Below are 21,496 nucleotides of genomic sequence, written 5' to 3'. Positions count from 1 at the left end.
CGTGCGCACATTACGCATGCAGCGTCATTTTCCGGCGGCTCAGCGCGCCGCCTGCCAGATACGCTGTTGATAATCGCGAATCGAACGATCGGCACTGAAGCGGCCGGTATGCGCCGTGTTGAGAATCGCCGCTTTGGTCCACGCTTCCGGATCGCGCCACAGCGCTTCGACGCGCTGCTGCGCCGCGATATAAGCGGCGAAATCGGCCAGCACCAGCCACGGATCGCCCTGTTTGCTCAGGCTCTCCAGCAGCGGCGCAAATACCTGCCGGTCGCCGTCGCTGAATTTGCCCTTTTCCAGCTCCTTCAGCAAACCGTCGAGATAGCGATCGTGCTTGCGCAGTTTCTTCGGACTGTAACCGTCGGCCTTCAGTGCTTTTACCTCATCCACCGTGTTGCCAAAGATAAAGATATTTTTCTCACCGACCGCCTCGGCAATCTCCACGTTAGCCCCGTCCAGCGTGCCAATGGTCAGCGCGCCGTTGAGCGCCAGCTTCATGTTGCCGGTACCGGAGGCTTCGTAACCGGCCGTAGAGATCTGCTCCGAGAGATCGGCTGCCGGAATCATCAGCTCGGCGGCGGTAATCCGGTAATCCGGCACAAACACCACCTTCAGACGATCGCCCACCAGCGGGTCGTTGTTGATCACCTCCGCGACTTTATTGATGGCACAGATGATGTTTTTTGCCAGCAAATAGCCGGGCGCCGCCTTGGCGCCAAACAGAAAGACGCGCGGCACGAAGTCGGGATTGTCCGGGTTATCGCGCAGCTGGCGATAGCAGTGCAGGATGTGCAGCAGACTGAGATGCTGGCGTTTGTATTCGTGCAGGCGCTTGATCTGCACATCAAACAGCGCGTCAGGATTGATATCGATGCCGGTCACGCGTTTGATGTACACCGTCAGCCGCAGTTTGTTTTGCTGCTTGATGGTGCGGAACTGCTGGCGAAAACTTTTCTTCTTCGCCAGCGGCGCCAGCCATTCCAGCGCGTCGAGATCGTTGGCCCACTCCACCTGCAGGCTGGCGTCAATCAGCGCGGACAGCAGGGGGTTGCACTGCTTCAGCCAGCGGCGCGGCGTAATGCCGTTGGTGACGTTATGAAACTTGTGCGGCCACAGCTGGTGATATTCCGGGAACAGATCGTTAACCACCAGCTGCGAGTGCAGCGCTGCCACACCGTTGACGGCGAAACAGCTCACCACGCACAGATTGGCCATGCACACTTCGCCGTCGCTCACCACCGCCAGCTTGTGCCAGAGGGCACTGTCGTTCGGCCAGCGCTGTTTGACCTGCTGCTTCAGCTGGCGATTGATCTGTTTGATGATTTGCAGATGGCGCGGCAGCAGTTCGCGCAGCAGGCTTTCAGGCCAGCGCTCCAGCGCCTCCGGCATCAGCGTGTGATTGGTATACGCGAAGGTTCGGCTGGTGATGTGCCAGGCGTCATCCCAGCTCAGCCCGTGTTCATCCAGCAACAGACGCAGCAGCTCCGGAATAGCGATGGTGGGATGGGTATCGTTGAGCTGAATCACTTCGAAATCCGGCAGCGTATGCAGCGCACGGCCCGCCAGCCGGTGCCGGCGCAATATATCGCTCACCGCGCAGGCGCACTGAAAATATTGCTGCATCAGCCGCAGGCGTTTACCGGGCGCATGGTTGTCATTGGGATAGAGCACTTTGGTCAGCTTGTCGGCTTCAATGCCCGGCTGCTCCGCCTGCAGGAACTTCCCGGCGTTAAACAGCGTCAGGTCAAACGGCTGCGCGCTGGTGGCTTGCCACAGGCGCAGCGGCAGCGTGATGCCGTTGCGATAGCCGATTACCGGCAGATCCCAGGCCTGGCCGATCAGCTGCTGTGCCGGACGCCATTCGACGCTGCCGTCGTCGCGCTTTTTGACCTTACCGCCCAGTCCCACCGGCACATCCAGCGCGGCGTTGTGGCGGAACCACGGATAGCGATCGCGCTGCCAGTCATCCGGCGCTTCGTGCTGCTGTCCGGCCACAAACGACTGACGAAACAGGCCGTACTGATAGTTGAGGCCGTGCCCCATCGCCGGCTGACCGACCGTCGCCATCGCATCCATGTAGCAGGCCGCGAGCCGTCCCAGACCGCCGTTGCCCAGCGCCGGATCGACCTCCTCCTCCAGCAGTTCATTCAGCTCAACCTCGTGCTCTGCCAGCGCGGCGGCCACCTCGTTATACCAGCCGAGATTGAGCAGGTTGTTACCGGTCAACCGGCCGGGCAGAAACTCCATCGAGAGATAATTAACGTGGCGCTGAGCGCTTTTCGGCGGCACGGGCGGCTGTGCGGCGAGCAGTTCCATCAGCGCCCGGCTGAGCGCCTGCCACCACTGATGCGGCGTCATCTGCCGGGCGGAAGTCAGTCCGAGCTGCTGCCACTGGCGGGTCAGCGCGGCGTCAAAGCGGGTTTTATTGAATTTTAGCGGCGACATAGTGCATCCCTTTGCATCCGAAACGGTAAACACGGGCAAGCGCAAATCTGAAAGAGTAAGTTAAGCCGGGGACGCTGAAAAAAGCGACAGGGAAATGAAGATGCAGTGAAAAAAGGCGTGCCGCTGCGGCCTGGTCGCCATCAATGGCGACCCTACAATACGGCACAATGCGCTAAGGGTGCGGTTCGGTAACGATGGCCAGGTGCCTCACAGGGTGCGCATTGATGCGCACCTGGGAAATCAGCACAGCTCCAGATGGACTTCGTGCTGTTCAATCACCTTCAGTACGCTTAACGGCGGGGTTTGATCGGTATACAGGTAATCAATCAGGCTCATGTTGCCAAGGTTAACCATAGCGTTACGGCCAAACTTCGAATGATCTACCACCAGCATCACGCAGCGCGAGTTCTCGATAATGGCGCGTTTGGTGCGCACTTCGTGATAGTCGAACTCCAGCAGCGAACCGTCCATATCAATACCGCTGATGCCGAGAATGCCGTAATCGAGCCGGAACTGAGAGATAAAATCGAGCGTGGCTTCCCCCATGATACCACCGTCGCGCGTGCGCACTTCGCCGCCGGCGATGATCACGCGGAAATCCGGCTTGCCCATCAGCAAAATCGCCACGTTGAGGTTGTTGGTGACAATACGCAGATTGTTGTGGTTGAGCAGCGCATGCGCCACCGCTTCCGGCGTGGTGCCGATATCAATAAACAGCGTGGCACCGTCCGGGATCTGGCTCGCCACACGCTCGGCGATGCGTGCCTTTTCCGCCGACCACATCATTTTGCGATCCTGCCACGCGGTGTTTTCCGAGCTGGAAGGCAGCGCTGCGCCGCCGTGATGACGCTGAATTTTGTTTTGATCGGCCAGATCGTTCAGATCGCGCCGGATAGTCTGCGGGCTGACCTCAAAGTGATCCACCAGCTCTTCCGTACTGACATACCCCTGACGCCGGACCAGATCGATAATGGCGTCATGACGTTGCGTCTGCTTCACATCTCTCTCCTCGGCTCAAGGCCGTGTTCTTTTTATCCTGCTGCTAGCGACGTGCGCGTTTGCGCGTATCAACGAACGCCATTGCCAGCCCCACCAGCAAACCGGTGACGTGCGCAGCGTTCGCGATCGACAGGCCAAAGGCGCCGTACCAGCCAATCACCAGCCATACAATAGCGAAGCCAATCAGGCCGCGCTCGAGATAAATGCCACTTTCGGGATCGCGCTCGCCGCGCAGCCAGCAGTAGCCCATCAGCGCATAGACCACGCCGGACAGCCCGCCAAACAGCACGCCGCTGAATTTCGCCTGCATCCAGCCGCTCAGCAGCGCTGAAATCAGCATGATAACGAACAGCTTGCCGCTGCCGAGGCGCTTCTCTACCGCACCGCCGAGATACCACCACCACATCAGGTTGAACAGAATGTGCAGCAGCGAGAAGTGCAGCAGCGCGTGGCTGAACCAGCGCCACACCTGAAAATACTGGGAGGAATCCGCCGGCCAGGCCAGCCAGCCGAGTACCACATCGTCGCCGACAATCTGCATCAGGATAAACACCGCCACGCAGGCGATCATGATGGTCAGCGTGAGCGGGCCCGCGCGTTCGCGAATGTTTGCCCAGATATTGCCACGCTCATAACGCAGACCGCTGTCGGTGGTACCGCTGTGCCAGCTCGCCGCCTGATAGCGTGGATGGTTGGGATCGCGCACGAACTGCGCGAGTTCGTTTTCGACCATCTCCAGCTTGCTGTCGTCATCCAGCACAATGACACAGTGACTTTCGCGCTCAATGCGTAGCGTGACGCCACGCGTCGCCATGTAATCCACAAACGCCTGCGCCATGCGCGGCTGGTTAAACTGGGTGATGCGCATCATGCGGTGCTCTCCTTCCTTTAATCGGTCAATCAGAGGCTGCCGGTGGCGACCTGCGTCGGAAACGCCGCGCGCCAGGCATCAAAACCGCCGTCGATGCTGTAGACGTCGCTAAAGCCCTGGCTTAACAGGAACTGCGCCGCGCCTTTACTGCTGTTACCGTGATAGCACATCACCAGCACCGGCTGGTCGTGCCGGGCGCCGGCAATGAACGTCGCCAGGTTGTCATTGGTCAGATGTTGGGCACCAGTGGCGTGGCCCATGGCGAAACTTTGCGGATCGCGGATGTCTACCAGTTGCGCTCCCTGTGCCAGATGCTCGTTAGCCTGCAGGACGTTAATACACTCGAAGGTTTCCATGGGTCTCTCATTACCTCGTCATCAATTGGCGTTAGTTTACCCTGATAAGCCGCCGCTATAACCTGACAAATCCTGTGGATATGTGATTTTTTTCCTGCCGAAATGTTAGCTATATCACGCAAGAATGTTTTTATTGAGTTAAGCGCTGGCGTCAATGTTGGTTTCCGATTATTATTACGCTCGAAAACGAACATTTTAGAACTATTCCGAACATCGGAGGAGATGACGTGAAAACCAAAGACCTGATCGTGATCGGCGGCGGCATCAACGGTGCCGGCATTGCAGTGGATGCTGCAGGACGCGGCCTGTCAGTGCTGATGCTGGAGGCGCGGGATTTGGCCTGTGCAACCTCCTCTGCCAGTTCCAAGCTGATTCACGGTGGCCTGCGCTATCTGGAACATTACGAATTCCGTCTGGTGGGCGAAGCGCTGGCCGAACGTGAAGTGCTGCTGAAAATGGCGCCACACATCGCCTTCCCGATGCGTTTCCGTCTGCCACACCGCCCGCATCTGCGTCCGGCGTGGATGATCCGCATGGGCCTGTTTATGTACGATCGCCTCGGTAAGCGCACTACGCTGCCAGGCAGTAAAGGTCTGCGTTTTGGCGCGGAATCGGCCCTGAAGCCTGAAATTACGCGCGGTTTCGAATATTCCGACTGCTGGGTAGACGATGCGCGCATGGTGGTGCTTAACGCGCAGGAAGTGGTGAAACAGGGCGGCGAAGTACGCACCCGCACCCGCGTTACCCGCGCCTGGCGTGAAGCCGGCCTATGGATGGTGGAAGCGGAAGACGTCGATACCGGCAAAACCTACACCTGGCGCGCCAAAGGGCTGGTTAACGCCGCCGGCCCCTGGGTGAAGCAGTTCTTTGACGATGGCCTGAAACTGAAATCGCCGTACGGTATTCGCCTGATCAAAGGTAGCCATATCGTGGTGCCGCGCGTGCACACCGAAAAGCAGGCTTACATTCTGCAGAACGAAGATAACCGTATCGTGTTTGTGATTCCGTGGATGGATGAGTTTTCAATCATCGGTACCACCGACGTCGAATACAAAGGCGATCCGAAAAATGTCAAAATCGATGACAATGAAATCAGCTACCTGCTGAAAGTTTATAACGCGCACTTTAAAAAGCAGCTGACCAGTGACGATATCGTCTGGACCTACTCCGGCGTACGTCCGCTGTGCGATGATGAATCTGATTCACCGCAGGCGATCACCCGTGATTACACGCTGGACGTGCACGACGACAACGGTCAGGCACCGCTGCTGTCCGTGTTCGGCGGCAAGCTGACCACCTATCGCAAGCTGGCGGAGCATGCGCTGGAGAAACTGGCGAAATACTACCCCGATGCCGGTCCGGCGTGGACCAAAAACGCCGTGCTGCCAGGCGGTGATTTCTCCGGTACGCGTGAAGATTACGCTGCCAGTCTGCGCCGTCGCTATCCGTTCATCAGCGAAGGCATGGCGCGTCACTTTGCCCGCACCTACGGCAGCCGCACTGAAGAGCTGCTGGAAGGCGCGAAGAGCCGTGAAGATCTGGGTGAAAACTTTGGCCACGAATTCTATGAAGCCGAACTGCGTTACCTGGTGAAACACGAGTGGGTGCGCGAACTGGACGACGCCATCTGGCGCCGTACCAAGCAAGGTATGTGGCTGAGCGAAACCGAACAGGCGCGCATCCGCGACTGGCTGGCGGAAAACGGCCAGAAACCGGCTTTGTCGCTGGCTTCCTAATCGCCTTAAGCATTGTCCTCAACCCCGCCACCCGCGGGGTTTTTGTTTTTTCTCTTTTTGTGTCGGCGAGAGGTTATTCACACAAAGCACTGCACCAGATCAATTCTCACCGCTCCACTTACTGACTAAATAATCCGCGACCGGATTAACGGACTCGTCAGTGACAGGGAGCATCACGCATGGCTTTAGCCACTTTTCCGCTCAATATCTTCACCACACAGCGCATGTTTAATGACTATGGCGCTGACGATATGCGCTACGGCGATATCTGTGAACGCCGGATGAAAAACGAATTCGGCCTCACCCACATTTCCAATGTGGTCGACCCATGGAACATGACGCGGCTGCATCCCTTCCATAATCCCCAGTCGCGCTTTGCTGGTGCTTATGCGAAACCTGGCGAAAAGCTTTCAGCGCTGGAGTGCGCCAGGCTGCTGTTTGCTGAGATGCAAACCACTTCATTACCTTTCGCGCTTGTTGGCCCGCAACGTTTCCTGATAAATAAGATGCTGGAGCATTTTATGCGCTCCAGCTGCCTGCCGTTTCGGGATTTGTCGCTGGATATGGCATATCGGGACAAAATTATGAACGACAGAAGCATAAACAGTACACACAAAGCCATAATTGATACGCTCAATGTTAATATTGATTATGGTATCAAAGGCCTGCCATTGAAAAATATAGGTGATATTAATTCTGCCATTAATAACTCGATCCTGCCAAAGTTCGATTCATTAATTATGGATAAAATAAATGGTCTAGGCATTACTGTTCATGATGTTTATGCTACCAAAATTGACATATTGAGTCTTGACGTTAATGGTGCGCGCTGGAGGGCAAAAATGCGCTTCAGCGGACAGGATCATTTCGGTCTGGATACGCATGATATTCACAAGCATAAATTCAGACAGTTTCAGTTTTTTAAGATATGGTTCACCTTACAACGTTATGATAAATTTGGCTTTCGTCCTTTTCTGACGAACATGGATGCTGTGATAGATATTGAAGGCGGCCGTTAATGAACAGGAAGACATGGGCAGGATTAATTCTGCTTATTGCATTAGCCAGTGGCATATATTGCTACCTGAACTTCAGGGAAGTTAACGTCATTGACGTTCACCAGGATTACTATTCTGCATCAATTATCGTCGATCACCTGCCTTATTCTGACGACGAAAAAATAAGGTGGTGGTTGAGTCACCAGCAGCAAATAACATTAAAATACAATATTAAAGCCTTTAATGAAAATGGCTCCATTACCTATTATTTTTATGCATTAGGTGAGGGATATCAGCCATTAGAAAAAAAGGACCGCATTTGCTTTAAGCAAATTCAACCCCCTGCTAATTGCCTTGATAAAAATTTACTGATGAAAATTCAGCGGACGCAGGATGGTGGCGTGATGTTCTCACTGGATTCAGGAAATTACACAGTGAATAAAGACAACGAAATGAGTCAATTGCAGAGGAGCAATTGATACATAGCGCGATAAATCGCGCCGCTACAGTGTGTGCGGTCGATAATGACGAAAGTCACTGCCGCATTTACCGTAGCGGCGCAATTCATTGCGCTAATTAACACGCTAACTTACAGCCCGGCATTGTCACGAATATATTTACGGGCTTTCACTGCATATTCGAATGGGTTAGCGATGGCCGGATCCTGTTCCGCTTCGACCACCATCCAGCCTTTATAGCCGTAATCATCGAGGATTTTGAATACCGGTTTGAAATCGATCACGCCATCGCCTGGTACGGTGAAGGTGCCTTTTTTCACTCCGTCGAGGAACGACAGCGAGTTTGCGCGCACCTCTGCCACCACGCTGTCACGCACATCCTTCAGATGCACGTGGAAAATACGCGGCAGATGCTGGGTCAGCACATCCAGCATCACCTGCTGTGATCCTTCGGAGTAGTAAATGTGGCCGGTGTCGTACAGCAGACCGACGTTATCGTTGGTCATTGCCATAAAGCGGTCGATTTCGGCTGGCGTCTGAATGCCGGTGCCCATGTGATGATGCAGCGTCACGCGCATCCCTTTCTGCGCCGCGATCGCCGCCAGTTCGTTGTAACCTTCTGCCGTCAGGCGCCACTCTTCGTCAGTGAAAACCGGCTTCTGCTCCAGCACCGGCAGCGACGTGCCCTGAATGCTTTTGCTCTGTTCCGAGCAGCCAATCACGCGCGCGCCCATGGCGTGCAGGAAATTCATGTGGTTGATGAACTGATCGATGGTTTTCGCTTTGTCACCGTTGGCAAAAAAGGTACTAAACCAGGCGTTACAAATCTGCATACCGCGGATATCCAGCATCGGCTTCAGCACCGCCGGATCGCGCGGATACTTGCTGCCCACTTCGCTGCCGGTGAAACCCGCCAGCGCCATCTCGCTGACCGTTTGCTGGAAAGTATTTTCGCTGCCGAGTTCCGGCATGTCGTCGTTGGTCCAGCCAATCGGCGCAATCGCCAGTTTGACGTTCTCTTGGTTCATTTTCAGCTCCCTGATACAGAGAGGCAGCGGTAATCCGCTGCCGTGGATAGATTTAGCGCACGCGCCTGATTATTTCTGGTAAAACGCCGGACGCGGCGGCATGGCAACGGGCTCAATCGCGCCGCTGGTTTGCGCCTTCAGGCAGGCATCGGCCGCCACCGAGGCGGCAAAGCCATCCCAGGCAGAAGGCCCGCTCAGCTGACCCGCTTTCACATCATTGATAAACGCCTGCAGCTCAACGTCGTAGGCGTCGATAAAGCGATCTTTCCAGTCGGTCAGCAGCGCGTTGCCAAGGCGGGCATCTTTGCGCATCTGAATGGCCGATGGCTCCGGCAGTCTGGCGATGCCCTCTTCGCCCACCACTTCACACTGAATGTCATAGCCGTACGCGCAGTTCACAAAGATCTCCACATCGATGCGGATGCCCTTCTGCGTTTCAAACAGCACGATTTGCGGATCTTTCAGCTTCGCGTGTGACTTTGAGGTCGTGCGCGGGAACACCACCTGCACGCTTTTGTAATCGTCCTCGGTCAGCCAGCGCAGGACATCCAGCTCGTGTATCAGGGTGTTGGTAATAGCCATGTCGGTGGTGTAATTCTCGCCGACGCTCTGATTACGGTGCGCGCAGTGCAGCATCAGCGGCTCGCCGATGTCACCGTCGGTGATCACCTTTTTCAGCGCGCGATAGCCGGCATCATACGGGCGCATAAAGCCCACCTGCACCAGACGTTTGCCGTGCGCAATCTCGGCGTCGACAATGCGACGGCAGCCCTCTGCGCTCAGCGCCAGCGGCTTCTCGCAGAACACCGGTTTCCCGGCGGCAATCGCGGCCAGCGTGAACTCTTCATGCGTCGGGTCCCACGAGGTCACCAGCACGGCATCCACTTCCGGCGAGTTAATTACCTGATGACCATCCTGATACACTTCGGCCTGAATATTCAGCCGCTGCAGCGCCGCGCGTGCACCTTCCACATTGATGTCTGAAACCGCCACCACTTTTGCGCCCTGCAGCACGTTGTTGCAGCGACGAATATGTTCCTGACCAATTGCGCCGGTACCGATTACACCGAGTTTGAGCGTCATAATTACACCTGTAGAGTCGGATAAGTAGGGTAAAACGGCCGGGCAGCGCCGGCCTGAAAAGGGTTAGTACTTACGCGCCTGTTGAATATGCTGATTGAGCTTGTCGGCCACCTGCTGCGTCCGCTCTGAGGTGGAAGCCTGCGCCACGCCGACATGCCACCAGCTGAAGTATTTGTGCACCATGGTTTTCGGCAGCACTTTGATGTCAATCAGGGTCGAAACCGTCTGCTGCTGCGCATCTTCCAGCGCCGCTTTCAGCTGCTCCAGCGTGGTGACACGGTAGGTTTTACAGCCGTAGCCGGCGGCTATCGCCGCGAAATCAACCGGCACGAAGCCGCCATCCAGCTTGCCGCCCTGCGGATTACGGAAGCGGAACTCGGTGTTGAAACTGTCCATGCCGTGTTCCATCTGCAGGTTGTTGATGCAGCCATTGGTCATGTTATCCAACAGGATGACGTTGATTTTCGCCCCTTCCTGAATCGAGGTGACCAGCTCGGAGTGCAGCATCATGAACGAGCCGTCACCCACCATGGCGTAGACTTCGCGCTGCGGCTGTGCCAGCTTCACGCCCAGCGCGGCATTCACTTCGTAACCCATGCACGAGTAGCCGTACTCAACGTGATACGCGTTGTAATCTTTGGTGCGCCATACGCGCTGCAGGTCACCCGGCAGACTGCCGGCGGCGGCGACAATCACCGCATCCTTTGGCAGCTGTTCGTTTAAGGTGCCCAGCACGCTGCTCTGCGTCAGCACCGACTTTGTCAAACGCTCAAACTCGGCGAACAGCGCGGTGCGATCGATGTGGTCAGCGATTTCCGGAATAAAGTCGTCGGTATTGAAAGTGGCGGCGTACACGCGCTGCGTCTCTTTCAGCAGCTTGCTCTGCGCCTGTTCAATCTGGCCACCCCAGTGATTCTCAAAGCCGTTCAGTCCGGCTTCCAGCGCGGTTAATCCTTCGCGTGCATCCGCAAGCAGCTGCACGCCATCCAGCTTGTAGCTGTCGAAGTTGTTGACGTTAATGTTGAGGTAGCTGATTTCCGGATGCTGGAAAATCCATTTTGAAGCCGTGGTGAAATCGGTATAGCGCGTACCAATACCGATCACCAGATCGGCCTCTTTAGCCAGCAGGTTCGCCGCCAGACAGCCGGTTTCACCCACGCCGCCCACGTTCAGCGGATGGTCGGAAACGATGGTGCCTTTGCCGGCCTGCGTTTCGGCAAACGGAATATTGAAACGCTCGGCAAAGCTCAGCAGCGCCTGACCGGCATCGGAGTATTTCACGCCGCCACCCACTACAATCAGCGGCTTGTGCTTACGCGCAATCAATGCCAGCGCCGCGTCCAGCTGGGCCGCCGTCGGCAGACGCCGGTCAAGCAAATGCACGCGTTTCTGGAAGAAGTATTCCGGGAAATCCCAGGCTTCGCCCTGCACATCCTGCGGCAGCGCCAGCGTTACCGCCCCGGTTTCCGCCGGATCGGTCAGCACGCGCAGCGCATTGATACAGGCGGTCATCAACTGCTCCGGACGGCTCACGCGGTCCCAGTATTTACTCACTGCGCGGAAGGCATCGTTGGTGCTGATACTGAGATCGTGACTTTGCTCGATCTGCTGCAGCACCGGGTCCGGCTGGCGCGTGGCGAACACATCGCCCGGCAGCAGCAGCAGTGGAATCCGGTTGGCTGTTGCCGTGGCTGCCGCGGTAATCATGTTGGCGGCACCCGGTCCGACGGAAGAGGTACAGGCAATGATTTGACGGCGCAGCGACTGCCGGGCAAAACCGATGGCAGCGTGCGCCATACCCTGCTCGTTACGGCCCTGATACACCTGTAAATCGCCGCTGTCCTGCTCCAGTGCCTGGCCGAGGCCGAGCACATTGCCGTGGCCGAAAATAGCAAAGATGCCGTGCACAAATTTGGTTTCAACGCCGTCAACGTTCAGGTACTGGTTATCCAGAAATTTCACCAGCGCCTGTGCGGTAGTCAGTCTGATAGTGCCCATATGCTTCTTCCTTTACATGTGGTACCCGCTCAGGGGGTACGACGCGGTTCGGGTCGGCGGTGAAAACGCGCCCGACGCTAAGTGAAACGTGTGGCGATTATAAACAAATGTTTTTTCCATTAAACCTGATTACAGAAGAAACATTTCATTTTGCGATGAAGATCAAATTCGGCGCTGAAACGCGAGCGATGACGGGACGGGATGACAGCAAAGTGAAACAGCCTGCTGTGCCTCAGCCATCATAACGAAATTTCATTTCACGTCAGCAGCTTCCTCTCATCCGTCATCATTTCCTGCGAGCTGGCTCACAAGCCAGAGCACCCGCGAAACGGGCAAGCCGTAAAGGGCGGGAAAGGTGGCGGCACCAGAGTTTTACCTGGCTCACAAAATCGCGATGGATGTTTCATTTCATATTGTGTTTGGAATTTTTATTCCTCATACTGCCCACATAGCCAGTCAGGCACCCTGAGATCCCGGAAGCATTGCGCTTGATAGTGGGCGGCAGCGCCCGCCGTGTCTGCTTATCACAGAAGGAAACCATCAGTATGAGTACACAACAGAAGCGGCTTGATGTGATTTGTATTGGACGCATCGCCGTCGATCTTTACGGCCAGCAAATTGGCTCGCGCCTGGAAGATATGACCAGCTTTAACAAATACCTCGGCGGCTCTTCTGGCAACGTAGCCTATGGCACCGCGATTCAGGGGCTGAAGTCGGCGATGCTGGCGCGCGTCGGTGACGAACACAATGGCCGCTTCCTGCGTGAAGAACTGCAGCGCGTGGGCTGCAATACTGACGGGCTGATCACCGATAAGCAGCGCCTGACCGGGCTGGTGATTCTCGGCATCAAAGACGAAGAGACCTTTCCGCTGATTTTCTATCGCGACAACTGTGCGGATATGGGGCTGGTTCCCGAGGATATTCGCGAAGAGTTCATTACCTCGTCCCGCGCCGTGGCGGTAACCGGCACCCACCTGTCGCATCCGGACACGCGGGCGGCGGTGCTGAAAGCGCTGGATATCGCCCGGCGCAACGGCCTGCGCACCGCGCTGGATATTGATTATCGCCCGGTGCTATGGGGTCTGACCTCACTGGGTGACGGTGAAACGCGTTTCATCGAATCCGGCCAGGTGACGCAGCAGCTACAGGAAGTGGTGCACTATTTCGATCTGATCGTCGGAACGGAAGAAGAGTTCCATATCGCTGGTGGCAGTACCGATACGCTGACCGCGCTGAAAAATGTGCGTAAGGCCAGCAGCGCCACGCTGGTCTGCAAACGCGGGCCGCTGGGTTGTGTGGTGTTTGAGGGCGAGATTCCCGATAGCTGGGAACAGACGCGCCTGCACAGCGGCGTGCGCGTTGAGGTGCTCAACGTACTGGGCGCCGGCGATGCGTTTATGTCGGGTCTGCTGCGCGGCTGGCTCAGTGATGAGAGCTGGGAGCAGGCGTGCCGCTACGCCAATGCCTGCGGCGCGCTGGTGGTGTCACGTCACGGCTGTGCGCCGGCGATGCCAACAAAGGAGGAGCTGGACGATTTCCTTAGCCGCGACAACGCGGTGAAACGTCCGGATCTCGACGCGCGCCTTAATCATCTGCATCGCGTCACCACGCGTAAACAGCAGTGGCCGGAGCTGAACGTGTTCGCCTTCGACCACCGTAAACAGCTGGCCGATATGGCGCGCGAAGCGGGCGTCAGCGAAGAGCGCATTCCGCAGCTGAAGCTGCTGCTGCTGCAGGCGGCACAGGAAGCGGCCAACGAAGCCGGTCTCAATGAAAAGAGCGGTATCCTGGCGGATACCACGTACGGTCAGAAAGCGCTCAACGCCATTACCGGTAAACACTGGTGGATTGGCCGGCCCATCGAGCTGCCGAGTTCACGTCCGCTGCGTCTTGAGCACGGTAACATTGGCTCTCAGCTGGTGGACTGGCCGGCTGAGCATGTGGTCAAGTGCCTGGTGTTTTACCATCCGCACGACAGTGCCGAACTGCGTAAAGAGCAGGACGACCTGGTTCTTGATGTGTGGCGCAGCTGTAACAAGAGCGGGCACGAGCTGCTGCTGGAAGTGATTCTGCCGGAGAGCAACCCGGACCGTAACGAGTCCTACTATTACGATATGCTGAGCCACTTCTACAGCCTGGGCGTGCAGCCGGACTGGTGGAAACTGCCACCGCTGGCGGCGGAGAGCTGGCAGGCAATCGGCGAGCTGATTGAGCAGCAGGATCCGCACTGTCGCGGCATTCTGTTACTCGGCCTTGATGCGCCGGAAGAGAAGCTGAAAGCTGGCTTCGCCGCCGCCGCGCAGGCGAAGTGGGTGAAAGGTTTTGCCGTGGGTCGCACCATTTTTGGCCAGCCGTCACGCCAGTGGCTGAACGGTGAGCTGGATGATAAGGCGCTGATTGAGACCGTGAAAGGCAATTATCTGCGCCTGATTGGCTACTGGCGCGCCGCGCGCGGCTGACGCATTTGAAGAGGATGTACTGAGAAGCGGCCTGACGGGCCGCTTTTTAGTGAGTTGCGCGCGGATGCCCTCACCCCCGCCCTCTCCCACCGGGAGAGGGAGCCGTTCAGGCAGGTCGTCAAGCATTGTGCCAAGCCTGTCAGACCGCTCCGGACTGTCCCCTCCCTCACTGAATGAAGAAGCAAAACCTTGCGACCCGCCTGATAAACCGCTCCGGACTGTCCCCTCTCCCGCCTGCGGGAGAGGGTTAGGGTGAGGGAAAGCCCTCAACCCCCTGAGTTTTGTGAGGCAATTCATAAACCGATGAAATAGCCTTCACGATAGCGTCAAACAAATGAAATTTTCCATCCATCTGGTACTATAGCGCTCATTATCCAGCCATATTTCCTTTTCTGACGGGCCGAAGTAATGACCAATAACCCAACGCAATTAACCTTGTTACAGGACGATATCCGTCGTCGCTACGAGACGCTGAGTAAACGCCTGAAGCAGGTGGCTCGTTATATCCTTGATAACAGCAACAGCATCGCGTTTGATACCGTCGCCTCTATCGCCCAGCAGGCGGATGTTCCGCCCTCCACGCTGATCCGCTTCGCCAACGCATTCGGCTTTAGCGGCTTCAACGAAATGAAACAGGTCTTTCGTCAGCACCTGATGGAAGAGACCGTGAACTATACCGAACGGGCGCGCCTGTTCCGCCAGACGGCCACCGACGACAGCGCCAGCTCCCCGGAGAGCCCGGTGGAGATCCTCAACGTCTTTACCATGGTCAACAGCCAGGCGCTGCAGCAGCTGGCGATGCAGGTGAATCCCGACCAGCTGAACAAAGCGGTGAAGATGCTCAACGAGGCGGAGAACATCTACATCATCGGTCTGCGCCGCTCGTTCAGCGTGGCCTCGTATCTGGTGTATGCGCTGCGCCATCTGGAGCGTCGCGCTTTTCTGATTGATGGCCTGGGCGGCATGTTCACTGAACAGCTCAGCATGGTGAATCCGAAAGACGTGGTCATCGCCATCAGCTACTCGCCGTATGCGCGTGAAGCGGTGGAACTGGTGGAGCTGGGCGCTAAACGTGGCGCGCATCAGATCGCCATCACCGACAGCCAGGTGAGTCCGCTGGCGGCGTTCAGCGATGTCTGTTTTGTGGTGCGCGAAGCGCAGGTGGATGGCTTCCGCTCGCAGGTGGCCTCGCTTTGCCTGGCGCAAACCCTGGCGGTGTCGCTGGCGCTGAATAACAGCAGCAACGAATAAACCCCGGGTACCGAATGGAACAAAGGCAGCCATCTGGCTGCCTTTTTTTATCTGTGCGCATTTCCGGCGACCGCGCGGAGACCCGATTAACGGCGCGGATACTGCTCGCTGTTCACCCAGGCGTGATCCTTCTCCCAGGTAAATTTCCACAGCCGCACCGGCCCGGCCATCACGTTCAGATAATAGTTATCGTAACCGGCCAGCGTCGCCACCGGATGATACCCGCGCGGCACCGTCACCACATCGCGGTTATACGGGGCCATACACTCGTCGAGCGAACGGTCGTCGGTGTACACGCGCTGCATGGCGAAACCGGGCTCAGGATCGAAACGGTGATAATAGGTCTCTTCCAGATAGGTTTCGTCCGGGCTGTCCTTCTCATCGTGCTTGTGGCTGGGGTACGAACTGGTCGCGCCCTCGTCGGTATACACCTCGACCACCAGCAGGCTGTCGGCCGGTTGATTATCCGGCAGAATGTTATGCACCAGGCGCTGATTGCGCCCTTTGCCACGGTGCTCCACGCCAACATCCTGCGGTGCAATCAGCCGCGCCGGCAGATTGCCACTGCCCGGCGCACTGCATACCGCCAGCTCCAGATCGCTGTCGGCAGTGACTTCAACCTCATCATGATGCGGCACGTAAACCGAGTAAGGCGGCGTGCGCTCAAACGGCGACAGGCGCTTACCGATGCCAGGGAATTCTGCGTCGCGGGTTTTCACCGACGCCAGACCGGCCACCAGCACCAGGCACAGCTCTCTCTCGCCGCTGCTTAACCGCAGCGTCTGGCCCTTTTTCAGCAGATAAGCGTCAAAGCCCACGTATTCCCAGCCGGCGCTCTCGGGCGTCACGTGCTGGATACGCCCGTGGCTGTCCGGCTGCTGCACTTTTGAAATCAGTGACATCCTGTTTCTCCTGTTGCGCGACATTAACCCAGCGTTGGCATGCTGAATTCAGAAACGGTCTGCTGACCGCTTGGCCAGCGCACGGTTGCCGTTTTCATGCGGGTGTAGAAACGCACCCCGTCCGGACCGTGCACGTTGAGCGCACCAAACACCGAACGCTTCCAGCCGCCAAAGCTGTGGAACGCCATCGGCACGGGCACCGGCACATTGACGCCCACCATGCCCGCTTCCACGTTGTGCACAAATTCACGGGCGGTATGGCCGTTGCTGGTGAAGATGGCGCTGCCGTTACCAAATTCGTGGCTATTTACCAGTTGCAGCGCGCTGTCAAAGTCGCTGGCGCGCATGATGCTCAGCACCGGTCCGAAAATTTCTTCGCGCCAAATCACCATCTCCGGCGTGACGTTATCGAACAGCGTACCGCCAACGTAGTAGCCCTCTTCATGGCCTGCGACTTTCACGCCGCGTCCGTCAACCACCAGCGTCGCGCCTTCCTGCTCACCTTTGTCGATGTAGCCCAGCACTTTCTTCTGGTGCGCAGCGGATACCACCGGCCCCATTTCATTCTCTTCGGCACCCTGCTGCATGCCCGGACCTACGCGCAGCGCTTTGATCAGCGGCGTCAGGCGCGAAATCAGTTTATCGGCTGTATCGTCGCCAACCGCCACCACCACCGGCAGCGCCATGCAGCGTTCCCCGGCAGAACCGAAAGCACCGCCCATGATGGCGTTCACGGTGGCATCCAGATCGGCATCCGGCATCACAATGGCGTGGTTTTTCGCGGCGCCGAAGGCCTGCACGCGTTTGCCATGCGCGCTGGCGGTTTTGTAGATGTGCTCGGCCACGCCGGACGAGCCGACGAAGCTGACCGCCGCGATGCGCGGATCTTTATACAGCTGCTCAGCGTCTTCGTTTGAGGAGTGCACCACGTTGAACACGCCATCCGGCAGGCCCGCTTCTTTCAGCAGTTCAGCCATGCGTACCGAGGCAGAAGGATCGAGCGCCGGCGGCTTCAGCACAAAGGTATTACCGCACGCCAGCGCGATGGGGAACATCCACAGCGGCACCATCGCCGGGAAGTTGAACGGCGTAATGCCCGCAACCACACCCACCGGCTGCATCAGTGAATAGCTGTCGACGCCGGAACCGACGTTCGGTGAGTTTTCCCCTTTGATCAGGTGCGGAATGCCGCAGGCAAATTCGATCACTTCAATGCCGCGCGTCAGCTCACCCAGTGCATCGGACCAGACTTTACCGTGCTCAGAAACAATCAGCGCCGCCAGTTCATCGCGATGTTTTTCCATCAGCGCTTTGAAGTTGAACATGACGCGGGCACGACGCAGCGGCGCCGTTTTCGACCATTCCGGAAACGCCGCATGGGCGACCTCAATGGCCTGCGCCACTTCTGCCGCCGTGCTTTGCGTCAGTTCGCGGATCACTTTGCCGGTCGCCGGATCGTAGACCGGAATGGTTTCGTTGCTGGCGCTGTGCGTGATTTTGCCGCCGATAAAGTTTCCTACGATAGTCATGTCGTTGCCTCTTTGATGTGTAAGGTCCCTGCAGGCCGCGGGTCAGTCTGGGTCGCGCCCGATCAGGCAATACGGAAAGCGTGCTATGAAGCTATTACAGTGAAATAAATTTTTCAAATAGTTCTTTTTGGAAAATTTGCTTTTAGCGGCCTGGATCGCATTTTTCCGCCAGCGTTAGCGGACTGGCGCAAAGTGCGGGCCTGATGACAATGCCGATGCTGCCTGCGCCCGTAATCAGCAGCAGCGAGATTCGCAGGACGAGCAGTCAGCGAGAGGGTCAGCGCCGCAGCGTGGCTGGATGAAACGAAATATGAAATTTTTGCGAGGCAGATCCAATATCCGTTATTTCATAATTCAATTAAAACGAAATAAATGTTTTCTTTGCAGCATCTGCAGGCAATACGATGTGAAACGAACCCTTATCTGTGTCTTAGCGACACGCTTTTGTTAGTGTTGGCCTCGGTCGGAGGCCTTTTTTTCACCTGTTTCCCCCATCCGATGCGTGATTGCCGCAGCGGATTGCCTGGTACGCATCAATGCGCGCTCTGTCATGCTGTAGGGGCGCCATTTATGGCGACCTGGACGCAGCGTCCTCGGCTGGCATCCCAGCCTGACGCTTGATCATCCGCAGGGTACAAAGCAGCGCAAATCCCACCAGCAGCGCAGTCAGCAGGTAGACCAGCTGTACGCCGGCGAAGCTCATGATAAAGCCCGCGATCGGACCGGTGATGCCGAGCGACAAATCCATAAACGCGGTGTAGGTGGCCAGCGCGCTGCCCTGGTTCTGCTGCGGCACCACTTTGACTGCGACCACGCCAATCGCCGGGAACACCAGCGAGAAACCGGCGCCGGTGAGAAAAGCGCCGAACTTCGCCATCCACGGTTCGAACGCGCCCGCCACCAGCAGCAGGCCAATCGCCTCAACGGCAAAACACAGGCTGGCGACGCGCAACCCGCCGAGCTTGTTGATGGCATTGGGAAACAGCAGGCGCATGCCGACGAACGCAGCGCTGAACAGCGTCAGCGCGAAGGCGGCACCATCCCAGCCCTGCTCCTGATAAAACAGGGTGATAAAGGTGGCGATCACGCCAAAGCCCGCCGAGCCCATCGCCAGCAACAGGCCAAAACCGTATACCTTACCGAGCACCGCGCGGAACGGCAGCGGTTTGGCCTTGCTGCCTTTCACCGACGCCCGGGGCAGCGCCAGCACTATCGCCAGCACGCTGATGGCGATAATCACGCTGGAGAGCAGCAGCAGGCCGCCGCTGCGAAAGATCATCACCCCAAGCGGTGCGCCAATCGCCATTGCGCCATAGGTGACAATGCCGTTCCAGGAGATCACCCGGCCAATATGCAGCGAGCCGACTTTCGCCACGCCCCACAGCGAGGTGCCGGTGCCGCAGAAACTCTGCCCGACGCCCAGCAGCACGCGCCCGAGGCACAGCAGCGCGAGGCTGAGCACCTCCTGCTCCTCTATCAGCGCCGACAGCAAAATACACAGCCCGCTCACCAGGCTGCCAAACAGCCCAAGCACCACCACCTTTTTGGGTCCCCAGCTGTCGGCATAGCGACCGGCATGCGGACGGCTTAGCAGCGTGGCGACATATTGCAGACTGATCACCACGCCGGCCCAGAAAGCGCTGTAGCCCAGGCCGTCATGGACAAAGCCCGGCAGCACCGCCAGCGGCAGGCCAATGGTGAGATAGGTGGCGAAGTTGAACTTCACGATGGAGAGAATCTGTAAATTCAGACGAAAACGGCTGTATTCGGCCGCGGCGGGCTGGTCAGGCATGAGTGATTGGGCTCGTGTTTGACGGAATTTTTATAGCTGAAGCTTCACTATACGCCTTTTCTCGCCGTGCGCACCGTCGATTCGCGGCGGGCCGATGGCGGTATCTCCGACGGCGCTTATCGGGTTCGCTTCGCTTACTCCTAAACAAACAATTACTTACTGGCGTTCAACTACACTTTCCACAGCGAACCACCATTCAGGAGAGGGAATGAACGAAAAGCCACAGGAGAAAATTGGCCAGAACATCCTGGTCAAGCTGGCGATGTTAGTGATTATTCTGGCGGGCATTCGTGCCGCGTCAGATATTCTGGTGCCCTTCTTACTCGCCAGTTTCCTGGCGATTGTACTTAATCCGCTGGTGACCCTGCTGATGCGCCGGGGTTTGCGGCGCGGCGTGGCGATCTCGCTGGTGATCACGGTGATCTTCATTGTGATGCTGCTGCTGGTCGGGGTGCTGGCCAGTTCGGTAAGCGAGTTCAGCGATACCTATCCGCAAATCCGCAGCCTGCTGGAACAGAAGCTGACGGTGCTGCAGCATTTTGCCGCACAGTTTCATATCAATATCTCCACCAGCGCACTGGCGGCACGGCTCGATCCCAATGTGATTATGAACATGGCCACCACGCTGCTGGCGCAGTTCTCCGGTGCCATGACCAATGTGGTGCTGTTGATTCTGACCGTGGTGTTCATGCTGTTTGAGGTGCACCATCTGCCGTACAAATTGCGCAATGCGATGATGAATCCGCAGATCCGCATCGCCGGATTGCACAAGGCGCTGAAGGGCGTCACGCACTATCTGGCACTGAAAACGCTGGTCAGCCTGATTACCGGGCTGGCGGTGTGGCTGGTGCTGATGCTGCTGGACGTCAAATTTGCGCTGTTCTGGGGTGTTGTCGCCTTTATCCTCAATTTTATCCCCAATATCGGCCCGATTATCGCCGGTGTGCCGCCGTTTATTCAGGCGCTGGTGCTGAATGATGTGTATGACGCCGTGCTGGTGGCGGCGCTGTTCAGTGCCATTCACATGGTGTTTGGCAATATGCTGGAACCGCGCCTGATGGGACGTGGGCTGGGACTGTCAACGCTGGTGGTGTTTCTGTCGCTGATTTTCTGGGGCTGGCTGCTCGGTCCGGTCGGGATGCTGCTGTCGGTGCCGCTGACCAGCGTTACCAAAATCCTGATGGAAACCACGCCGGGCGGCAGCCGGCTGGCGATAATGCTGGGTAATGGCCGCCCCAAACCGCGCCTGCGCGTCAAAAATAACCGGCCCGCGCCGCGCCCGTAACGTCTTACCACGCCACGATGCCAGACGATCCGTATTTGCCGATCGTCTGGCAGCGCCCCTGCGCAGTGACGTTGCCGCCGTATGGCGTCAGTGCGCATCGCCATACCTGATGATTCTGGCGCAACATTCTTACTCATCTCGTGCCACAGGCTTTTCCTGCCGGAAAATGCCAGTAACGGCAAAACATTGTCAATAAACGCAAAGCGCAAACCATAATTGACTTGTATCAGATTGGTGGAAAATCAAAACGCTAACATGCACGGCCGCGGGAAAGTGTTATGCTGCTGACGCCGTAACGCGCTTCCT

The 21,496-nt window shown here is 57.2% G+C and carries 17 protein-coding genes; 6 read left to right on the top strand and 11 right to left on the bottom strand.

Annotation, left to right across the window (positions count from 1 at the left end; translation table 11 throughout):
- Window positions 1–39: 39 nt before the first annotated feature.
- The 4 genes from malP to glpE all read right to left on the bottom strand — a co-directional run bounded on the left by malP (window position 40) and on the right by glpE (window position 4,671).
- Window positions 40–2,445, bottom strand: coding sequence for a maltodextrin phosphorylase (gene malP / locus C1N56_RS01095; RefSeq protein ID WP_394517021.1), 2,406 nt, complete (start codon window positions 2,443–2,445; stop codon window positions 40–42).
- Between the two features lie 240 nt (window positions 2,446–2,685).
- On the bottom strand, window positions 2,686–3,444 hold the full coding sequence (locus C1N56_RS01090; RefSeq protein WP_058759319.1) for a DeoR/GlpR family transcriptional regulator: 759 nt from the start codon (window positions 3,442–3,444) through the stop codon (window positions 2,686–2,688).
- A gap of 43 nt (window positions 3,445–3,487) precedes the next feature.
- Window positions 3,488–4,312 (bottom strand): rhomboid family intramembrane serine protease GlpG, encoded by an 825-nt coding sequence (gene glpG / locus C1N56_RS01085; protein ID WP_058759383.1) that lies wholly within the window; start codon window positions 4,310–4,312, stop codon window positions 3,488–3,490.
- Window positions 4,313–4,344: 32 nt separating this feature from the next.
- Entirely contained in the window at window positions 4,345–4,671 is a 327-nt protein-coding gene (gene glpE, locus C1N56_RS01080) for a thiosulfate sulfurtransferase GlpE (protein WP_021313438.1), read from the bottom strand.
- A 227-nt stretch (window positions 4,672–4,898) separates the two neighbouring features.
- Here glpE and glpD point away from each other — a divergent pair, with 227 nt between their 5' ends.
- The 3 genes from glpD (at window position 4,899) to C1N56_RS01065 (ending at window position 7,884) form a co-directional block, all read left to right on the top strand.
- Window positions 4,899–6,407, top strand: a complete 1,509-nt coding sequence (glpD, locus tag C1N56_RS01075; protein ID WP_058780192.1) for a glycerol-3-phosphate dehydrogenase — start codon at window positions 4,899–4,901, stop codon at window positions 6,405–6,407.
- 179 nt (window positions 6,408–6,586) lie between these two features.
- Window positions 6,587–7,426 (top strand): DUF3289 family protein, encoded by an 840-nt coding sequence (locus tag C1N56_RS01070; RefSeq protein ID WP_394517020.1) that lies wholly within the window; start codon window positions 6,587–6,589, stop codon window positions 7,424–7,426.
- Entirely contained in the window at window positions 7,426–7,884 is a 459-nt protein-coding gene (locus C1N56_RS01065) for a DUF943 family protein (RefSeq protein WP_394517019.1), read from the top strand. The genes C1N56_RS01070 and C1N56_RS01065 overlap by 1 nt, the downstream gene beginning before the upstream one ends.
- Window positions 7,885–7,994: 110 nt before the next feature.
- Here the strand turns inward: C1N56_RS01065 and iolE are convergent, their stop codons facing one another.
- The 3 genes from iolE to iolD form a co-directional block, all read right to left on the bottom strand.
- Window positions 7,995–8,891: a myo-inosose-2 dehydratase gene (iolE, locus tag C1N56_RS01060; RefSeq protein ID WP_058770955.1), complete on the bottom strand. Its 897-nt coding sequence runs from the start codon at window positions 8,889–8,891 to the stop codon at window positions 7,995–7,997.
- A 69-nt stretch (window positions 8,892–8,960) separates the two neighbouring features.
- On the bottom strand, window positions 8,961–9,974 hold the full coding sequence (locus C1N56_RS01055; RefSeq protein ID WP_021507394.1) for a Gfo/Idh/MocA family oxidoreductase: 1,014 nt from the start codon (window positions 9,972–9,974) through the stop codon (window positions 8,961–8,963).
- Window positions 9,975–10,037: 63 nt separating this feature from the next.
- Entirely contained in the window at window positions 10,038–11,972 is a 1,935-nt protein-coding gene (gene iolD, locus C1N56_RS01050; RefSeq protein ID WP_021507393.1) for a 3D-(3,5/4)-trihydroxycyclohexane-1,2-dione acylhydrolase (decyclizing), read from the bottom strand.
- 545 nt (window positions 11,973–12,517) lie between these two features.
- Between iolD and iolC the strand changes: the two genes are divergently transcribed.
- Entirely contained in the window at window positions 12,518–14,431 is a 1,914-nt protein-coding gene (gene iolC, locus C1N56_RS01045; protein ID WP_394517018.1) for a bifunctional 5-dehydro-2-deoxygluconokinase/5-dehydro-2-deoxyphosphogluconate aldolase, read from the top strand.
- Between the two features lie 408 nt (window positions 14,432–14,839).
- Entirely contained in the window at window positions 14,840–15,682 is an 843-nt protein-coding gene (locus C1N56_RS01040) for a MurR/RpiR family transcriptional regulator (RefSeq protein WP_088516544.1), read from the top strand.
- Between the two features lie 86 nt (window positions 15,683–15,768).
- Here the strand turns inward: C1N56_RS01040 and iolB are convergent, their stop codons facing one another.
- From iolB to C1N56_RS01025, 3 genes are all read right to left on the bottom strand, one after another.
- Window positions 15,769–16,584, bottom strand: a complete 816-nt coding sequence (gene iolB / locus C1N56_RS01035; protein ID WP_058759327.1) for a 5-deoxy-glucuronate isomerase — start codon at window positions 16,582–16,584, stop codon at window positions 15,769–15,771.
- A gap of 23 nt (window positions 16,585–16,607) precedes the next feature.
- Complete coding sequence (locus C1N56_RS01030; RefSeq protein ID WP_021507389.1) at window positions 16,608–18,113, bottom strand: CoA-acylating methylmalonate-semialdehyde dehydrogenase; 1,506 nt, start codon at window positions 18,111–18,113, stop codon at window positions 16,608–16,610.
- 568 nt (window positions 18,114–18,681) lie between these two features.
- Window positions 18,682–19,905: an MFS transporter gene (locus C1N56_RS01025; protein ID WP_394517017.1), complete on the bottom strand. Its 1,224-nt coding sequence runs from the start codon at window positions 19,903–19,905 to the stop codon at window positions 18,682–18,684.
- Between the two features lie 208 nt (window positions 19,906–20,113).
- On the opposite strand from C1N56_RS01025, the gene C1N56_RS01020 reads away from it, so the two are divergent.
- Window positions 20,114–21,190, top strand: a complete 1,077-nt coding sequence (locus C1N56_RS01020; protein ID WP_150059640.1) for an AI-2E family transporter — start codon at window positions 20,114–20,116, stop codon at window positions 21,188–21,190.
- A 4-nt stretch (window positions 21,191–21,194) separates the two neighbouring features.
- On the opposite strand, the gene C1N56_RS01015 is transcribed toward C1N56_RS01020, so the two are convergent.
- Window positions 21,195–21,317 carry a hypothetical protein gene (locus tag C1N56_RS01015; protein WP_283341962.1) on the bottom strand — a complete coding sequence of 41 codons (123 nt, stop codon included), beginning with the start codon at window positions 21,315–21,317 and terminating at the stop codon, window positions 21,195–21,197.
- Between the last annotated feature and the right edge of the window lie 179 nt (window positions 21,318–21,496).

It is taken from the genome of Pantoea sp. SGAir0175 (assembly GCF_043547855.1).
The sequence above is the reverse complement of the archived record's forward strand: the minus strand, read 5'-3'. Positions and strand labels throughout refer to the sequence as shown.